This is a genomic window from Kitasatospora sp. NPDC087315, from assembly GCF_044744345.1.
Taxonomy (GTDB): Bacteria; Actinomycetota; Actinomycetes; order Streptomycetales; family Streptomycetaceae; genus Kitasatospora.
In genome coordinates this window covers 99,133-116,136 of record NZ_JBIUYD010000027.1, presented here as the reverse complement: position 1 = coordinate 116,136, position 17,004 = coordinate 99,133, and the positions used below count along the sequence as shown (strand labels likewise).

At 73.5% G+C, this 17,004-nt stretch carries 15 protein-coding genes; 9 read left to right on the top strand and 6 right to left on the bottom strand.

Annotated elements, in window-relative coordinates; all coding sequences use genetic code 11:
* The first annotated feature begins 21 nt into the window (after positions 1-21).
* The 7 genes from ACIO5D_RS31785 (at position 22) to rny (ending at position 7,816) form a co-directional block, all read left to right on the top strand.
* Positions 22-1,590 carry a S8 family serine peptidase gene (locus tag ACIO5D_RS31785; protein ID WP_400761275.1) on the top strand — a complete coding sequence of 523 codons (1,569 nt, stop codon included), beginning with the start codon at positions 22-24 and terminating at the stop codon, positions 1,588-1,590.
* A gap of 87 nt (positions 1,591-1,677) precedes the next feature.
* A complete protein-coding gene (locus ACIO5D_RS31780; protein ID WP_363609605.1) occupies positions 1,678-2,232 on the top strand; it encodes a GNAT family N-acetyltransferase in 555 nt (184 codons plus the stop codon).
* A gap of 49 nt (positions 2,233-2,281) precedes the next feature.
* Positions 2,282-2,476 carry a DUF3046 domain-containing protein gene (locus ACIO5D_RS31775; RefSeq protein WP_363609603.1) on the top strand — a complete coding sequence of 65 codons (195 nt, stop codon included), beginning with the start codon at positions 2,282-2,284 and terminating at the stop codon, positions 2,474-2,476.
* Between the two features lie 93 nt (positions 2,477-2,569).
* Positions 2,570-3,868, top strand: coding sequence for an AI-2E family transporter (locus ACIO5D_RS31770; protein ID WP_400799373.1), 1,299 nt, complete (start codon positions 2,570-2,572; stop codon positions 3,866-3,868).
* A gap of 176 nt (positions 3,869-4,044) precedes the next feature.
* The gene (gene recA, locus ACIO5D_RS31765) at positions 4,045-5,160 is read left to right on the top strand and encodes a recombinase RecA (protein WP_363609600.1); all 1,116 of its coding nucleotides are present in this window, start codon (positions 4,045-4,047) and stop codon (positions 5,158-5,160) included.
* 4 nt (positions 5,161-5,164) lie between these two features.
* Positions 5,165-6,184, top strand: coding sequence for a recombination regulator RecX (recX, locus tag ACIO5D_RS31760; protein WP_400799371.1), 1,020 nt, complete (start codon positions 5,165-5,167; stop codon positions 6,182-6,184).
* A 177-nt stretch (positions 6,185-6,361) separates the two neighbouring features.
* Positions 6,362-7,816: a ribonuclease Y gene (rny, locus tag ACIO5D_RS31755; protein ID WP_400799368.1), complete on the top strand. Its 1,455-nt coding sequence runs from the start codon at positions 6,362-6,364 to the stop codon at positions 7,814-7,816.
* Between the two features lie 47 nt (positions 7,817-7,863).
* Here the strand turns inward: rny and ACIO5D_RS31750 are convergent, their stop codons facing one another.
* The 5 genes from ACIO5D_RS31750 to ACIO5D_RS31730 form a co-directional block, all read right to left on the bottom strand.
* Positions 7,864-9,666 (bottom strand): FAD-dependent monooxygenase, encoded by a 1,803-nt coding sequence (locus ACIO5D_RS31750; RefSeq protein WP_363609596.1) that lies wholly within the window; start codon positions 9,664-9,666, stop codon positions 7,864-7,866.
* Between the two features lie 242 nt (positions 9,667-9,908).
* Positions 9,909-10,760, bottom strand: coding sequence for an amino acid ABC transporter permease (locus ACIO5D_RS31745; protein ID WP_363609594.1), 852 nt, complete (start codon positions 10,758-10,760; stop codon positions 9,909-9,911).
* Entirely contained in the window at positions 10,757-11,407 is a 651-nt protein-coding gene (locus tag ACIO5D_RS31740; protein ID WP_363609592.1) for an amino acid ABC transporter permease, read from the bottom strand. The genes ACIO5D_RS31745 and ACIO5D_RS31740 overlap by 4 nt, the downstream gene beginning before the upstream one ends.
* A 53-nt stretch (positions 11,408-11,460) precedes the next feature.
* Entirely contained in the window at positions 11,461-12,363 is a 903-nt protein-coding gene (locus ACIO5D_RS31735; RefSeq protein ID WP_363609590.1) for a glutamate ABC transporter substrate-binding protein, read from the bottom strand.
* Positions 12,364-12,496: 133 nt separating this feature from the next.
* Complete coding sequence (locus ACIO5D_RS31730) at positions 12,497-13,270, bottom strand: amino acid ABC transporter ATP-binding protein (protein ID WP_363609588.1); 774 nt, start codon at positions 13,268-13,270, stop codon at positions 12,497-12,499.
* A gap of 409 nt (positions 13,271-13,679) precedes the next feature.
* Between ACIO5D_RS31730 and ACIO5D_RS31725 the strand changes: the two genes are divergently transcribed.
* Positions 13,680-14,432: a response regulator transcription factor gene (locus ACIO5D_RS31725; protein WP_363609586.1), complete on the top strand. Its 753-nt coding sequence runs from the start codon at positions 13,680-13,682 to the stop codon at positions 14,430-14,432.
* A gap of 6 nt (positions 14,433-14,438) precedes the next feature.
* Positions 14,439-15,878, top strand: a complete 1,440-nt coding sequence (locus ACIO5D_RS31720) for a HAMP domain-containing sensor histidine kinase (protein WP_363609584.1) — start codon at positions 14,439-14,441, stop codon at positions 15,876-15,878.
* Between the two features lie 35 nt (positions 15,879-15,913).
* Here the strand turns inward: ACIO5D_RS31720 and ACIO5D_RS31715 are convergent, their stop codons facing one another.
* Positions 15,914-16,933 carry a TAXI family TRAP transporter solute-binding subunit gene (locus tag ACIO5D_RS31715; protein ID WP_363609582.1) on the bottom strand — a complete coding sequence of 340 codons (1,020 nt, stop codon included), beginning with the start codon at positions 16,931-16,933 and terminating at the stop codon, positions 15,914-15,916.
* Positions 16,934-17,004 lie beyond the last annotated feature (71 nt).

Below are 17,004 nucleotides of genomic sequence, written 5' to 3'. Positions count from 1 at the left end.
CCGACGAGCGGAGACCGTGCGATGGCGCAGGTGCACCCGTCCGGCCGCGGTCCCGCCTGCGCCGTCCCGCGACGCGCCAAGGCGTCGGTCCGCGCCCTGCTCGCGATGCTGCTCACCGCGCTGGTCGTCGTCGGTGCCGTCCCGTACGTGGCCGGGCCGGGGCGGGCCTACCTCAGCTACCTGGTGCTGGCCGAGCAGGAGGACGCCGCCGGGGCCGCCCGGGCCGGGGCCGAGGCGCGTGCCGCGGGCGGGCAGGTCGTCCAGGAGTACCCGCAGATCGGGGCCGTGCTCGCGTACGCGACCGGTGGCTTCGCCGACAAGGTCCGGGGCCGACCCGGGGTGGCCGCCGTCGGTGCCACCCGGACCGCACCGGTGCCGGGCCCGCCCCGGCCGCTGGCCGGCGCCGGGGACTTCGGTGCCGGTGCCGGTGCCGGCGACAGCGCGGACCGGGCGGACGTCGATGCGGACGGCGGACGGCCGGGTGGCGGCAGCGCGGACGGCGGGGACGACGCCTCCGTCACCGTGCCGGACCCGGGCGAACACGATGCCTGGAATCTCGCCCTGCTCGGCGCGGCCGGCGCCTCGCCCACCCTGCTGCGCGGTCCGGCCGCCGACCCCGGCAGGCCCTCCGCCGACGCGCTGCGCCGGGTGCTGGTCGCGGTGCTCGACTCAGGCGTCGACGACACCCACCCCGACCTGCGCGCCGCGGTCGACCCGAAGAGCTCGGCCTCCTGCGCGGACGGCCGCCCCGACGGGCGGACCGGCGTCTGGCGGCCCGACCCGGGGATCGGCGAGAGCGGCCACGGCACCCACGTCGCCGGGATCGTCGGGGCCGCCCGGGACGGCCGCGGGGTCGCCGGGGTCGCCCCCGGCGTCCGGATCGCGGCGGTCCGGCTGCTCGGCCCGCTCGGCCAGTACTACGCGGAGAACATCGTCTGCGGCATGCTCTGGGCCGCCGACCACGGCGCCAAGGCGATCAACAACAGCTACTTCGCGGACCCGTGGAAGTACAACTGCCCCGAGGACCGGGACCAGGCCGCGCTGATCACCGCCGTGGCCCGGGCCTCCGGGTACGCCCAGCGCCGGGGCGCGGTGGTGGTGGCCTCGGCCGGGAACGACAGCCAGGACCTCGGGGCCGCCAGGACCGACGACCGCAGTCCCAACGACCGCACCTCAGGACCGGCGCAGTCCCGGTACGTCGGCACCGAGTGCGTTCGGCTGCCCGGTGAACTGCCCGGCGTGGTCACGGTCACCGCCGTGAACCGGGACGGCCAGCCGTCCGCCTACTCCAACTACGGGCGTGGAAAGGTCTCGCTGGCCGCCCCGGGGGGAGACCCGGACGGCGGCCCGCAGGGGGCGATCGTCTCCGACTGGCCCGGCGGCCGGTACGCCGCGCTGGCCGGCACCTCGATGGCGGCGGCGCACGTCACCGGCGCGGTCGCGGTGGCCGCGGCGCTGCACCCGGACTGGGGCTCGGACCGGCTCGCCGCGCTGCTGGCCGGCGCCGCGGCGGCCGCCTGTCCGCCCGGCCCGCGGGCCTGCGGCGACCGGCAGTACTACGGCGCGGGGACGCTGGCGCTGCCGCACTGAGCCGCCCCTGCCGGGCGACCGCGAACGCCCGGCAGGGGGGCGGAAAACCCGGTGACAGGTGGGGCACGATCGGCGACGATCGGGGGCATGACCGTCTTCCTGACCACCGAGCGGCTGGTGCTGCGCCGCTTCACCGGGGCCGACGTGGACCACCTGGTGGAGCTGGACGGCGACCCCGAGGTGATGCGGTACCTCACCGGCGGCCGGGCCACCCCGCGCGAGGTGGTCGAGCGCGAGGTGCTGCCGCGCTTTCTCGACCACTACGAGCGGTACGGCACGCTCGGCTGGTGGGCCGCCGAGGAGCGGGTGGGCGGTGCCTTTCTCGGCTGGTTCGAGTTCCGGCCGACCGGCACGGAGGACCGGGGCGAGGTCGAACTCGGCTATCGGCTGCGCCGGTCGGCCTGGGGGCGGGGCTACGCCACGGAAGGCGCGCGGGCGCTGGTCCGCCGGGGCTTCGAGGAGCTCGGTGTGCGCCGGGTGGTCGCGTACACGATGACGGTCAACAGTGGTTCGCGGCGGGTGATGGCGAAGGCCGGGCTCTCCTGTGTGCGGACCTTCCACGAGGACCACCCCGAGCCGATTCCCGGCAGCGAGCTGGGCGAGGTCGAGTACGCGCTGGAGGCGGCGGGCTGGAGGCCCTGAGGCCGCCTCGGCCGCGGCGCCCCGGCCCGGGTCCGGGATACTGGTGGCCATGAGGCTGACGGAGTTCTGGCGACGGATGTACGCGCACTTCGGTGAGGCGTACGCGGAGTCCTTCGCCTCTGATCATGTGATGAGCGAGCTGGGCGGGCGGACGATCCGGCAGGCGCTGGACGCGGGCTGGGAGGCCAAGGACGTCTGGCGTGTGGTCTGTGACACCCAGGGAGTCTCGTCGCTGCTGCGCTGAGCCGGTGCCCGGTGCCCGGTGCTCGGGCGGGCGACGGCGATGGGCCAGACTGTCCGAGTGACAAGCAGTGCAGAACAGCAGAATTCGGACAGGTTGACGCAGGTCGTCGACGAGGCCCCGGGCCCGCAGCCCGCACCGCCGCAGCCCGAGCCGTTGCAGCCCGCGCCGCCGCTGTCCCCGGACGCGGGCGGCGGGCTCTGGGGCACCGGGATGCCGCGCTGGCTGCCCCGGGCGATGGTGCTGGCGCTGGTCCTGGTCGGGCTGTTCCAGCTCGCCGACTGGGCCTTCCACCAGCTGATCGACCTCTTCGTGATGCTGCTGGTCTCCTTCTTCCTCTCGCTGGCGCTGGAGCCGGCCGTGGACCGGATGGCGGCCCGGGGTGTGCGGCGCGGCATCGGCACCTTCCTGGTCTTCGTCGCGGTCGTGGTCGCCGTGGCCGGATTCCTGACCGCGCTCGGGACCCTGCTGGTCGATCAGGTGGCGAAGATCGCCGGGGACCTGCCGCATCTGCTCGACAATCTGATCAACTGGATCAACAAGACCTTCCATCAGGACCTGTCGCTGGACGAGCTGCAGAAGAAGCTGCTCAAGGACTCCGGCGCCATCGAGAGCTACGCCCAGCAGGCCGCCGACAACGTCTGGGGCGTCTCCTCCACCCTGATCGGCGGGCTGTTCCAGGCCTTCACGGTCGGCCTCTTCACCTTCTACTTCACCGCCGAGGGCCCCAGGGTGCGCCGGACGGTCTGCTCGATGCTGCCGCCCGCCAAGCAGGGCGAGGTGCTGCGGGCCTGGGAGATCGCGCTGGCCAAGACCGGCGGCTACCTGTACTCGCGCGCGCTGCTCGCGGTCGCGTCGGCGCTGGCGCACTGGGTGATGTTCGCGCTGCTGGACCTGCCGTACTCGGTCGCGCTGGCGATCTGGGTCGGCGTCATGTCCCAGTTCGTGCCCACCATCGGCACCTATCTGGCCGGTGCGCTGCCGGTGCTGGTCGCGCTCACCGTGGAGCCGGTGGACGCGCTCTGGGTGCTGGCGTTCGTGGTGGTCTACCAGCAGATCGAGAACTACCTGCTGCACCCGAGGATCACCGCGAAGACGGTGGACGTGCACCCGGCCGTGGCGTTCGGCGCGGTGATCGCGGGCGCGGCGCTGCTCGGTGCCGTCGGCGCGCTGATCGCCATTCCGGCGGCGGCCACCCTGCAGGGCTTCGTCGGCACCTATGTGCGCCGGTACGAGGTCGCCACCGACCCGCGGATCGACCGGGGGGAGCAGCGACGCGCCCGGCGGGAGCTGCGCCGGAAGGCGGCGAGCCGGTTGCGGCGGATGGTCGGGGCGGGCGAGCAGCAGAACGGAACCGCAGGTCGGGGGCGGGGCGACGAAGGCGAGGAGGGGTAGCGGGGGGCGGCCGGGCGGCTTGTGCGAACGAATCCCGCTTGAATCGAACAGATGTTCTTTGTACTCTCCGGCGAAGAGTTTTCCACAGGCGGAGCCCGGTCTGGGCCGATTGTCGGTGGGACGCGCTAGCGTCGAGAACGATGAAGCGCACAGCACAGAACCCGAGGGTGGAAGCCATGGCAGGTACGGACCGCGAGAAGGCTCTTGAGACCGCGCTCGCCCAGATCGAGCGGCAGTTCGGCAAGGGCTCGGTGATGCGCCTGGGCGAGAAGGCCAACGAGCCGATCGACGTGATCCCCACCGGGTCCACCGCCCTGGACGTCGCCCTCGGGGTCGGCGGCATCCCGCGCGGCCGGGTGGTCGAGATCTACGGCCCCGAGTCCTCCGGCAAGACCACGCTGACCCTGCACCTGGCGGCCAACGCCCAGCGGGCCGGCGGCACGGTCGCGTTCGTGGACGCGGAGCACGCGCTCGACCCGGAGTACGCGAAGAAGCTCGGCGTGGACACCGACGCCCTGCTGGTCAGCCAGCCGGACACGGGTGAGCAGGCACTGGAGATCACCGACATGCTGATCCGCTCCGGCGCGATCGACCTGGTGATCATCGACTCCGTCGCGGCGCTCGTCCCGCGTGCGGAGATCGAGGGCGAGATGGGTGACTCGCACGTCGGTCTGCAGGCCCGACTGATGAGCCAGGCGCTGCGCAAGATCGCCGGTGCGCTGAACCAGTCGAACACCACCGCGGTGTTCATCAACCAGCTCCGCGAGAAGATCGGCGTCATGTTCGGCTCGCCGGAGACCACGACCGGTGGCCGGGCGCTGAAGTTCTACGCCTCCGTCCGCCTGGACATCCGCCGGATCGAGACCCTCAAGGACGGCACCGAGGCGGTCGGTAACCGCACGCGCGTCAAGGTCGTCAAGAACAAGGTCGCCGCGCCGTTCAAGCAGGCCGAGTTCGACATCCTCTACGGCGTGGGCATCAGCCGCGAGGGCGGTCTGATCGACATGGGCGTCGAGCACGGCTTCATCCGCAAGTCGGGTGCCTGGTACACCTACGAGGGCGACCAGCTCGGCCAGGGCAAGGAGAACGCCCGTAACTTCCTGCGGGACAACCCCCAGCTCGCCGACGAGATCGAGAAGAAGATCAAGAGCAAGCTCGGTATCGGCCCGAAGACGGAGGAGCCGGCCGAGGGCGAGGCGCCGGCCGCCGCCGAGAGCGGGGCCAAGCCGATCACCGCGACCGTCACCAAGACGGCCGCGGCGAAGAAGACGGCGGCGGCCGCCAAGGCCTGAACCGTTGACACAGCACAACACGGTGACGGGCGACGGCCCGGCGGGCCCGGACGACGACTACGGGCCGCCGGACTGGTTCGCCGCGGTGGCCGAGCCGGAGCCGGACCCAGGGAGGGAACCGGAGCCGGAGCGGGCCGGCCGGGCGCCGGGCCAGGCGGCACGTGGCCCGGAGACGGGCCCTGGGCCGATGGACGCCGTGGGGGGCGGGCTCGGGCTGGTGTCCGCGTCGGACCTGCCCACGGGCCGGCGCCGACGCCGTTCGGCGCTGGAGGAGGAGGCAGCCCCCGGTCGCCGGGCCGGGGGAGAGGCGGCCGGTCACGGGGGTGCGGCCGCCTCCTCCTCCGACACCGGGCCGCGCGCGCGTCGGGCCCGCACCCGGGCGGAACGCGATGAGCGCGACGGCCGCGACGATCGTGACGGCCGCGATGACGCCCCGGAGCCCGGGGCGGCCCGGCGGACGAAGCCGGCCAAGCGGTCCGGACAGCCCGGGAGGTCCGGGGCGGAGGAGACGGCCGACCCCGAGGCCCGGGCCCGGGACATCTGCCTGCGGCTGCTCACCGGTGCGGCCAAGACCCGCAAGCAGCTCGCCGACGCCCTGCGCAAGCGGGAGATCCCGGACGAGGTCGCCGACGGGGTGCTGACCCGGCTGGAAGAGGTCGGGCTGATCGACGACGCGGTCTTCGCCCAGGCCTGGGTGGAGTCCCGGCACGCCGTCCGCGGTCTCTCCCGGCGCGCGCTGGCCCAGGAGCTGCGGACCAAGGGGGTGGCCGGCGACCTGGTCGAGCAGGCCGTCGCGCAGCTCGACCAGGACGACGAGGAGGACGCGGCCCGGGCCCTGGTCGAACGCAGACTGCGGGTGACCAGAGGCCTGGAGCGGCAGGCCCGGATGCGCCGACTGGTCGGCATGCTGGCCCGGCGCGGCTACTCCGAGGGGCTTGCCTACCGGGTGGTCCGGGAGGTGCTGGACGAGGAGGAGTCCGGCGAGGGCTGCATGGACGGTCCGTCAGGCGAGGAGTGGGAGTGATCACGCCGTTGTGCCGGAGTTGGCCAACTCCCAGGCCAGTATTGACCGTTTCGTAACCCGCGCTTAGCCTCGCACTCAGTGCGGGAGCACCCCGATCACACCTCGGGCAGGCCTGTCCGAGGCCCGGTCGCGGGCGGTTCCGGGCGGCGTACCGCGCAGGGACGGGGAGTGGGCAGGATGAGGATCGCGGTGAGCACCGGATCGGTAGCCTCCCTGCTGCTGGCGGGCGTCCTGATCGTCGTCGTGGTGTCGGCCTGGCTGATGGTCCGGCGCCTCCAGGCCGTACAGCGGCGCTCCACCGCCGAGACGGAGCGGACCCGGCGCTGGGCCGAGGAACAGGCCGCCCGGCAGCGGGCCGAACTCGACCGCCGGGAAGAGCGGTTGACCGAGGAGCTGGGCCGGCTTCGCGTACAGGAGGGCGAACTCGCCCAACGGTCCGTCGACTTGGAGCGCGCCCGGAGCGAGGCCATCGAACTGGTGGCACATCGGGCGAGGGCGCTGGAACGGGCGGCCGGGCTGTCGGCCGAGCAGGCCCGGGCCGAACTCGTCCGGGAGGCCGAGACCGAGGCGCGGCGGGAGGCGGCCGTCACCGTCCGGGCGATCGAGCGCGCGGCCAAGGAGGAGGGCGAGCGACTGGCCCGGGGGATCGTCGCCGGGGCGATCCAGCGGCTGGCCGGCGAGCAGACCGCCGAGACGGCGGTGTCGGTGTTCCGGCTGCCGAACGAGGAGATGAAGGGCCGGATCATCGGCCGCGAAGGCCGCAACATCCGGGCCTTCGAATCCGTCACCGGCGTCAATCTGATCGTCGATGACACCCCGGCCTCGGTACAGCTCTCCTGCTTCGACCCCGTCCGCCGGGAGACCGCCCGGCTCACCCTGGAACAGCTGGTCGAGGATGGCCGGATCCATCCGCTGCGGATCGAGCACGTCCACGAGCGCAGCCGTGAGGAGGTGGCGCGGCGTTGTGTGCGGGCCGGTGAGGACGCCCTCCTGGCCGTGCGGATCGACGGCATGCACCCGGAGCTGGTCCGGACCCTCGGCACGCTGCGCTACCGGGCCTCGTACGGCCAGAACGTGCTCGGGCACCTGGTCGAGTCCGCGCACCTGGCCGGGATGATGGCCGCCGAACTCGGGGTGGCCCCGGAGCCGGTGCGGCGCTCGGCGCTGCTGCACGACATCGGCAAGGCCCTGACGCACGAGGTCGAGGGCAGCCATGCGGCGGTCGGGGCGGAGTTCGCCCGTCGGCACGGGGAGTCGGCGGAGGTGGTGCACGCGATCGCGGCGCACCACGGAGAGGTGGAGCCGCGGACGGTGGAGGCGGTGCTGACCCAGGCCGCCGACGCCTGTTCGGGCGGTCGGCCGGGGGCGCGAAAGGAGTCGGCGGAGGTCTATGTGCGCCGGCTGGAGCGGCTGGAGGAGATCGCCCGGGCACACGAGGGGGTGGCCGCGGTGTACGCGATGCAGGCCGGCCGCGAGGTGCGGGTGATGGTGCGGCCGGAGGTGGTGGACGACCTCGGGGCACAGGTGATCGCCCGCGAGGTCGCCAAGCAGGTGGCGGAGGAGCTGACCTACCCGGGACAGATCCGGGTGACGGTGGTCCGGGAGAGCCGGGTCACCGAAGTGGCCCGCTGAGGCCGGACCGGTCGGGTCGGACGCCGGGCCCCGCGGAGGTGGCCCGGCTACGCGAGTCCGCCCGGGCGCCGGACCGACCGGACGGCACCGTGCGGGGTGGGCTGCGGGGTGGGCTGGGGCGAAGCCTGCGGGGCGGACCGAGGCCCGGGCCCAGGGGCCTGCTCCGGGCCCGGCTCCGGGTCGGGGGCGCCGGGGAGCGGCGCCGGGCCGCCCCGGGCCCGGTCGGCCAGCGCCTGGAGGTCCTCGGCCGCCGCGCCCTGGGTGATCCCGACCAGGTGGCCGTCCGGCCGGATCAGCAGCACGGTGTGCGGGCCCGCGCCCGGGTACTCCTCGGTGACCAGTACCTCGGCCGGCACCGGCAGCGCCGCGGCGACCTCGGCGAGCCGGGGCATCAGCCCGGCGCCCAGCCAGTGTTCGGCGGACCAGACGGCGGTGCCGGGGGCGACGAGCAGCAGCAGGAAGGTCGCGCCGAGCCGGGCGTGCAGCTGGTCGGGGGTGCCGTCGGTGGAGAGCACCGGCAGGTCAGGGACGAGCACGCCGGGCGCGGTGGTGGGCAGCAGCTCGCTGAGTGAGGTCGTCCCGCGCGTGCCGCGCTGCACCGGCACCCGGGCGGGGACACCGGAGGGGGCCGCCGGGTAGGCGGGGGCGCCGCCGAAGCGGCCGGTGCCCAGCTGGCCGTCGGCGAGCAGCGGCGCGTGCTTGCGGAACGAGCCGGTGAGCAGCGACCGCCGGGTCTGCTGCCAGCCGCGCAGCGGGCGCAGCATCGGCATGGCCTGGTCGACTGCGCGCAGCCGGGCACCGACCGCGCCGCGCCGCTCGGCCTCGTACCCGTCGAGCAGTGAGCCGCCGGGCTGGGGGCCGCCGGAGTGGAGGTGCCAGGCGAGGGCGAGCCGCCAGGCGAGGTTGTCGGCGTCGCGCAGCCCGTCGGCGAGGTTCTGCATGCCGAGGGCGCCGTGCAGGTGGGCGGCGTCGCCGGCGAGGAAGCAGCGGCCGCTGCGGAAGCGGGCGGCGAGGCGCTGCTGGGCGGTGTGGTCGGCGGCGGCGAGCAGCTCGTACCGGGGCAGTTCGCCGCACCAGCCGGTGAGGGTGGAGGTCACCCGGGTGAGCAGGGTGTCCCCGGTGACGATGCCGGGCCAGGTGGCGTGCGGGTCCACCGGTTCGGTGGCGGCGGGCCGGCCGGGGGGCAGCCGCCAGTCGAGGCGCCAGACGCCGTCCGGCAGCGGGCGGGCGGAGGCCTCGCGGTCGCCGCGCCACGGGGGTTCGCGGTGCAGCCGGGCCTCGTTGAAGGGGAGGTCCACGCGGACGGTGGCGATGGCGTTGCGGTCGACGGCCGGGCGTCCGGGGAAGCGGATCCTCAGCAGCTTGCGGACCGCGGAGCGGGCGCCGTCGCAGCCGACCAGGTGGCTGCCGCGCCACCAGGTCTCGGTGCCGTTCTGCGGGTTGCGGGTGCGGACGCTGACACCGTCGCGGTCCTGTTCGAGTTCGGTCACCCGGTTCAGCGGGACGAGGCGGACCAGCGGGGTGCCGGTCAGGGCGTCGCGCAGGCCGCGCTGGAGGCGGTGCTGCGGCAGGTGCAGGACGGGGGTGCCGGCGAGGTCGATCCGGAGTACCTCCTGGCGGCGGCGCCAGATGGTGAAGGCGTCCCACTGGGCGGCGTCGGAGACGGCCCTCGGGTAACCGATCCGGGTCAGGAAGGCGGCGGTGTCGGCGCCGAGGACGACGCTGCGCGGACCCTCGGGACAGAGCCCCGAACCCTCGTCCAGGACTATCGTCGGCACCTCGTGCCGGGCGAGCGCGAGGGCCAGGGCCAGACCGACCGGTCCGGCCCCGACCACGATCACCGGGTCCATGCCGGGACCTCCGGGCGGGGGCGGGCCGGCGGGGCGGCGTCATAGGCGGTGACCCGCCCGTTCGCGGCCGGGCGTCCGGAACCGGCGGGGCGCTCGGGACCCGACACGCACACTCCTCGCTCTGGCGCTCCTGCGTCGTCTGTCGCTCGTCGCTTTCCGCGTCGGCGCGCCCTCTGGCGCAGAGCGAGGATGGTCCCGGATGGTGTCACGAAGAGCAATGCAACAGTTCACCTGCGTGTCCGTCAAGCAGCAGCCGATGTGCGCCGGTTCGCGCCGCGGCGGCCGCGCGCTTCGATCCACCGGGCGAGCGCGGTGAGCAGCAGGCACATCGCGATGTAGATCGGCCCGATCACCAGGACGACGGGGATGTAGGGGAAGCCCGCGGCGTTGATCGGCTGACTGGCGATCGCCTTACCGACGAACAGCAGCTCGTGGTAGGTGATGATGAAGCCGAGCGAGGTGTCCTTCAGGGTGACGACCAGCTGCCCGATCATCGACGGCAGCATCGAGCGCACCGCCTGCGGCACCAGGATGGTGGTCATCACCTGGGTCTTGCGCAGGCCGAGCGCGTACGCGGCCTCGCCCTGGCCGCGCGGGACGGCGTTGACGCCGGTACGGATGATCTCGGCCTGCACGGAGCCGTTGTAGAGGGTGAGCCCGAGGACCAGGGCCCACATCGGCTCCTTGGCGAAGAAGGCGTAGTAGAGCGCGACGATCAGGATCAGCAGCGGCATCGCCCGGAAGAACTGGACGAAGGTGGTGGCCGCCCAGCGCACCGGCCGGTGGTCGGAGAGCCGGCCGGCCGCCAGGAGCGCGCCCAGCGCGAGCGAGAGCACCGCCGCCAGGGCGAAGGCCTCCAGGGTGGCCAGCAGTCCGTCGACGATCCGCTGCTGGACGGTGCTGTACTCGAACGCCTCCCAGAGCTGGGAGTCGAACTGGCCGTTCCCGGCGAGGCTCGCGATCACGTACCAGAGCAGGGCGGCGATGCCGGCCAGCGACAGCGCGCCGAACAGCCGGTACCGGGCGCGGGCCCGGGGGCCGGGGGCGTCGTAGAGGACGCCGGCCGTGGCGGAGCGGGTGAAGAGGGAGCTCATCGGGCCACCGCCAGTCGGTCTTCCAGGAAGCGGAACAGCAGGGCGACGGTGGCGCTGATCACCAGATAGGCGCAGGCCACCCAGAAGAAGATCGCGAAGATCGAGTAGCCGCGCTCGGAGAGCGTCTGCTGCACGCTGTACAGCTCGCTCACGCTGAACGCGCCGGCGATCGCGGAGTTTCTCGGCAGGGCGATGAAGACGCTGCTCATCGGCGCCAGTACGGTCCGGGCGGCCTGCGGCAGGACGATCAGGGTGAGGGTCTGGCCGAAGGTCATGCCGAGGCTGCGGGCGGCCTCCGCCTGGCCGAGCGGCACGGTGTTGATGCCCGAGCGCAGCACCTCGCAGACGAAGGACGCGGTGTAGCCGCCCAGTGCCAGCACCGCGAAGGTGAGGTGGCTGAAGTGCACGCCGAGCGGTGGAAGCCCGAACTCGACGGCGAAGAACAGCAGGGTCAGCGGGGTGTTGCGGAAGAGCGTCACCCAGGCGGTGCCGAAGCCGCGCAGCGCCGGGACGGGGGAGACCCGGAAGGCCGCCAGCAGGGTGCCCAGCAGCAGGGCGAGCAGGGCGCTGAGCGCGCTCAGCTCGATCGTCTGCAGGAAACCGTCGCGGAACAGCGCGAAGTTGTCGTCCTCGAACAGTATGCCCATGTGGCGGCCCTCCTCTCAGGAGCGGTCAGGAACGGTCGGAAGCGACGGAGGGATCAGTACCGCTCCAGGGCCGGCGGCTGCGGGGCGGCCGAGCCGGAGAGGCCGAGGGTGGCGTCGTACGCCTTCTTCCAGTCGCCGTTGTCCTGGTGGGCCTTGAGGGCGTCGCTGATGGCCGCGCGCAGCACCGCGTCGTCCTTGTTCAGGCCGACGCCGTAGTTCTCCTTGGTGAACGGCTGGCCGACCACCTTGAGCTTGGGCGCGTACTTGGAGGCGTAGCCCTTGAGGATGGCGTCGTCGGTGGTGACGGCGTCGACCTCGCCGGACAGCAGCTTCTCCACGCAGGCGGAGTAGGTGTCGAACTGGGTGATCTTCGCGTTGTACGGCTGGATGTTCTTGATCGAGGTGGAGCCGGTGGCCGTGCAGACGTTCTTGCCGTTGACCGAGTCCGGGCCGGTGATGGCGGTGTTGTCCGCCTTCACCAGCAGGTCCTGCCCGGCGATGTAGTACGGGCCGGCGAAGGAGACCAGCTTCTTGCGCTCGTCGTTGATGCTGTAGGTGCCGACGTAGAAGTCGATCTGGTTCTTGGCGATGGCCGGCTCGCGCTGCGAGGAGACCAGCGTCTGCCACTTGATCTGCTGCGGGGTGAAGCCGAGGTCGGCGGCGACCATCTTGGCGATCTCGATGTCGAAGCCGCTGCGGTCACCGCTGGCGATGTCCTCGAAGCCGAGGAACGGCTGGTCGGACTTGGCGCCGATGATCAGCTGGCCGCGCTTCTTGGCCTCGGCGAAGACCGGCGAGCCGTCCAGCTTGGCGTCGGTCTTGACGGTGTAGGTGGGCAGCTTCGGGGCGTTGCTCGCGGTCGCGGCGGCGTCGCCGGGCGAGCCGTCCTTGCCGCAGGCGGTGGCGGTGAGCGCGATGGCACAGAGCGCGACGGCGAAGGTGCGACGAGTCCTCATGAGGGTGGATCTCCTCGGGCTGGGCCACGGTTCTACCGGGCGCTGGCGTCTGGACGGTACATGCGACGGCGCGGGCGGGCGGCGCGCTTGCCGCCGCTGACCGCGCGTCAACTCGGAGCGGTCATCGGAACGGTCAGTGGTGCAGGATCTTCGAGAGGAAGTCCTTGGCGCGTTCGCTGCGGGGTGCGGTGAAGAAGGCCTCGGGGGTGTTCTGCTCGACGATCCGGCCGTCCGCCATGAAGAGCACGCGGTTGGCGGCGGACCGGGCGAAGCCCATCTCGTGGGTGACGACGACCATCGTCATGCCGTCCGCGGCCAGTTGGCGCATGACCTCCAGCACCTCGTTGATCATCTCCGGGTCGAGCGCCGAGGTGGGCTCGTCGAAGAGCATCACCTTGGGGTTCATCGCCAGCGCCCGGGCGATCGCCACGCGTTGCTGCTGGCCGCCGGAGAGCTGGGCCGGGTACTTGTCCGCCTGCGCGCCGACGCCGACCCGCTCCAGCAGGTCCCGGGCGGTCCGCACCGCCTGTTCGCGGGCGATCCCGCGGACCTTGACCTGGCCGAGTACCACGTTCTCCAGCACGGTCTTGTGCGCGAACAGGTTGAAGCTCTGGAAGACCATGCCGACCTCGGCCCGGAGCCTGGCCAGCTCCCGGCCCTCGGCGGGCAGCGGGCGGCCGTCGATGGTGATCGTGCCGGAGTCGATCGTCTCCAGTCGGTTGATCGTCCGGCAGAGGGTCGACTTGCCCGAGCCGGAGGGTCCGATCAGGACCACCACCTCGCCCTCGGTGATCTCCAGGTCGATGTCCTGGAGCACGTGCAGGGCGCCGAAGTGCTTGTTCACCCCGCTCAGCACCACCAGCGGAGCGGGCGTGGCGCTGGCGTCCTCGGTGGGGCCCTCGGTCATCGCGTCTGCTCCCTCGTGTCGGCCCGGAGAGCTGAACTCCCTTGGGCGGCAGTGGTGGTACGAAATCCGGGGGCCGCAGCCGGCGGAGCCGCGGCCCCCGGTGGGGTGACCATAGGAGCCCTGACGATGTCACGTCAGCCGATCTGAGCGGAACTTGAGGATCACGATCCGGCCACACGCCGGGCGGGCACTGTTCACGCGCGTCCGGTACGGGCACGGTGACAGCGGGCACCCGCCCCGCCGCGCGCCGTCCCGCGCGGTTCCGGACCGTGGCCGAGCCTGGCGCCGGACGGCCCGCTGGCCCATACTGCGCAGAACCGGGACCTGCCCGGTGGGGCCCGTGAACACCGCACGACACCCCTGGGAACACCGCACGACACCCCTGGAAACGTCGGAGGAAGGAGGAACGATGCGACTACTGCTCGTAGAGGACGACGAACGCGTGGCCGCCGCGCTGGTCGCGGTCCTGGGCCGGCACGGCTTCCAGGTCAGGCACGCCCGCAGCGGGCACGAGGCGCTCGACGCGCTGGTGCCGGACGGCCACGACCCGTACCGGGTGGTCCTGCTCGACCTCGGGCTGCCCGACCGCGACGGCTTCGAGGTGTGCAGCCGGATCCGGGCCGGCAGCGGCGTGCCGGTGATCATGGTGACCGCGCGAGCCGACATCCGCTCCCGGATCCACGGGCTCAACCTCGGCGCCGACGACTACGTCACCAAGCCGTACGACATGGGCGAACTGCTCGCCCGCATCCACGCCGTGGCCCGGCGCGGCGCCGCGCCCACCGCCGCCGCGGCCCCCGCGCCCGACACGGTGCCGCAGCAGCGCGGGCCGCTGGAGTCCCGCGGCATCCGGATCGACCGCGAGCGCCGCCGGGTCAGCGTGGACGGCCGCGACGTGCCGCTCACCCGCAAGGAGTTCGACCTGCTGGCGCTGCTCGCCCAGAGCCCCGGCGTGGTCTACCGGCGCGAGCAGATCTTCAGCGAGGTCTGGCGCAGCGGCTGGGAGGGCAACGGCCGCACCCTGGAGGTGCACATCGGCTCGCTGCGCACCAAGCTCGCCCTGCCCGGCCTGGTCGAGGCCGTCCGGGGCGTCGGCTACCGGCTGATCGCCGAGTCCCCGGCCTCCGCCGGGCAGCCGCCCCCGGCCCGCGCGGAGCGCTGACCGCACGTGCGCAACCGCCTGCTCGGCATCCTGCTCGCGCTGATGCTCTGCGTGCTGGCCGCCCTCGGGCTGCCGCTGGCCGCGGCGTTCGCCGCCGCCGAGCAGAGCCGGGTGCTGGTCGACCGGATCGACGACGCCGCCCGGTTCGCCCAGGACCTGCCCACCGCGGGCCCCTCGGCCCCGGAGACGGCCGTCAAGGGCGAGCCCGGGCCGGCGCCGGGCGAGCTCGGCCGGCGGCACGCGCTGGACGCCGAGGTGGCCCGCTACCACGAGCTGTACGGGGTGAGGCTGGGCATCTTCCAGCGTGACGGCGTCCCCATCGCCGCCGCCCCGGCGGACTGGCGGGTGCCCGCCGGCGGCTGGGGCGAGCAGGCCTTCCAGGAGGCGCTGGACGGGCGGCGCAGCCACAACCCGCGGCAGGTCTGGCCGTGGACCACCGACGGGACGCTGACCATCGCCGCCCCGGTGGTCCGGGACGGCGACGTGGTGGCGGTGGTGCTCAGCGAGTCCCCGACCGGCCCGATGCGCGCCCGGGTGCTGCACAGCTGGCTGGTGATCGGGGCCGGCGAGGCGGCCGCGATGATCGTCGCGGTGCTGCTGGCCGTACGCCTCACCGAGTGGGTGCTGCGCCCCGTCCGCACCCTCGACCGGGCCACCCACTCCATCGCCACCGGCCGGATGGCCGCCCGGGTGGCACCCGGCGGCGGACCGCCCGAGCTCCAGCGTCTCGCCCGGTCGTTCAACGAGATGGCCGACCATGTGGTGCTCGCCCTGGACCAGCAGAAGGCCTTCGTCGCGGACGCCTCGCACCAGCTGCGCAACCCGTTGGCGGCGCTGATGCTGCGGGTCGAGCTGCTGGGCATGGAGCTGCCCGAGGGACACGAGGAGGAGCTCGGCGGGGTCCGGGAGGAGGGCACCCGGCTCGCCCGGGTGCTGGACGACCTGCTCGGGCTGGCCACCGCCGAGCACGCCCGCCCCGAGCCCGAGCCGACCGATCTGGCCGCGCTCACCCTGGCCCGGGTGGACGCCTGGCGGCCGGTGGCGGTGCGGCGCGGGATCGAACTCGGCTGGGAGGGGCCGGCGCTGGCACTCGGCATGGCCGACCCGATCGGCTTCGGCAGCGCGCTGGACGCGGTGCTGGACAACGCGCTGAAGTTCGGGCCGGCCGGCAGCCGGGTGCGGCTGCTGGTCGCGGTGCAGCGCAAGGAGATCGCGGTGACCGTCTCGGACAACGGGCCCGGCCTCACCGAGGAGGAGCTGTCCCGGGCCGGCGACCGGTTCTGGCGCAGTGCGCGCCATCAGAACGTGGACGGCTCCGGCCTCGGCCTCTCCATCGCCCGCACCCTGCTGCAGGCCGGCGGCGGCTCGCTCACCTTCGCCCCGGTGAAGCCGACCGGCCTCGCGGTGACCCTGGCGGTGCCGCGGCCGGAGAAGGGCCGGGCGTAGCACCCCTGTCCCGCGGTTTCCCGGGCCTCAGGGCTTCAGGGCTTCACCGAGCGGTAGTAGCGCATCGCGCCCTCGTGCAGCGGGAGCGGGTCGGTGTAGACGGCGGTGCGCAGATCGACCAGCTGGGCGGCGTGGACCTTGGCGCCGATCTGGTCCCGGCTGTCTATCACCGCCCTGGTCATGCCCTGGACCAGATCGGTGTCCACATCGTCCCGGGTGATCAGCAGGTTGGGCACGGCCACGGTGGCGACGGCGTCCGCCGGTTCGGCGCCGGGGTAGGTGCCCTTGGGGATGGTGGCGGCCCGGTAGGCGTCGGTGCCGCCGCCCGGGACCTGGTGGACGGCCTCGGCGAGGTCGCCGAGCGGCACGATCCTGATCGGTGTGTGCTCCGAGAGATCGGTGAGCGCGCTGGTCGGCAGGCCGCCGGACCAGAAGAAGGCGTCCAGCCGGCCCGCCCGCAGCTCGTCGACCGCGTCGCCGATGCCCAGCATGGCGGGCTTGATGTCGTGGTCCGGGTCGAGCCCGGCCGAGGAGAGCAGCCGCCTGGTCACCAGGTTCACCCCGGACAGCGACTGGCCGACGCCGACCCGCAGGCCCTTCAGGTCGGCGGCCCGGTGCACCGGCGAGGAGGCCGGCACGATCAGCTGGAAATAGTCGTCGTAGAGCCGGGCGATGGCCCGCAGCCGCTCCTTGCCGGGGCCGGAGTACTGGGCGACGGCGTCGGCGGTGGCGATGGCGAAGTCGTCCTGGCCACCGGTCACCCGGGCGAGGTTGTCGAGCGAGCCCTGCGAGTTGTCCAGCCGCAGCCGTACCCCCGGCATCGCCTTGGCGATGTGCGTCTGCAACAGCTGCCCGTACCGGTCGTACACGCCGCGCTGCACCCCGGTGGCGAAGCCCGTCTCGCCGCGCGGATAGGAGGGCGAGCGGCCGGTCGAGAGCCACCAGCCGCCGAGCCCCGCGGCCACCAGCACCAGGACCAGCACGGTCCGCCAGAGCGGGCTGTGCGCCGCCGCGCGGACGGCGGTGCCGAGTCGGTGCGGAGAGCTGGGGGCCATGCAGGGATAGTGCCAGTCCGCCGGGGCGAACGGGAGGGGCGACCGGCGGGGAAAGCGTTTCGCGGCTGCCC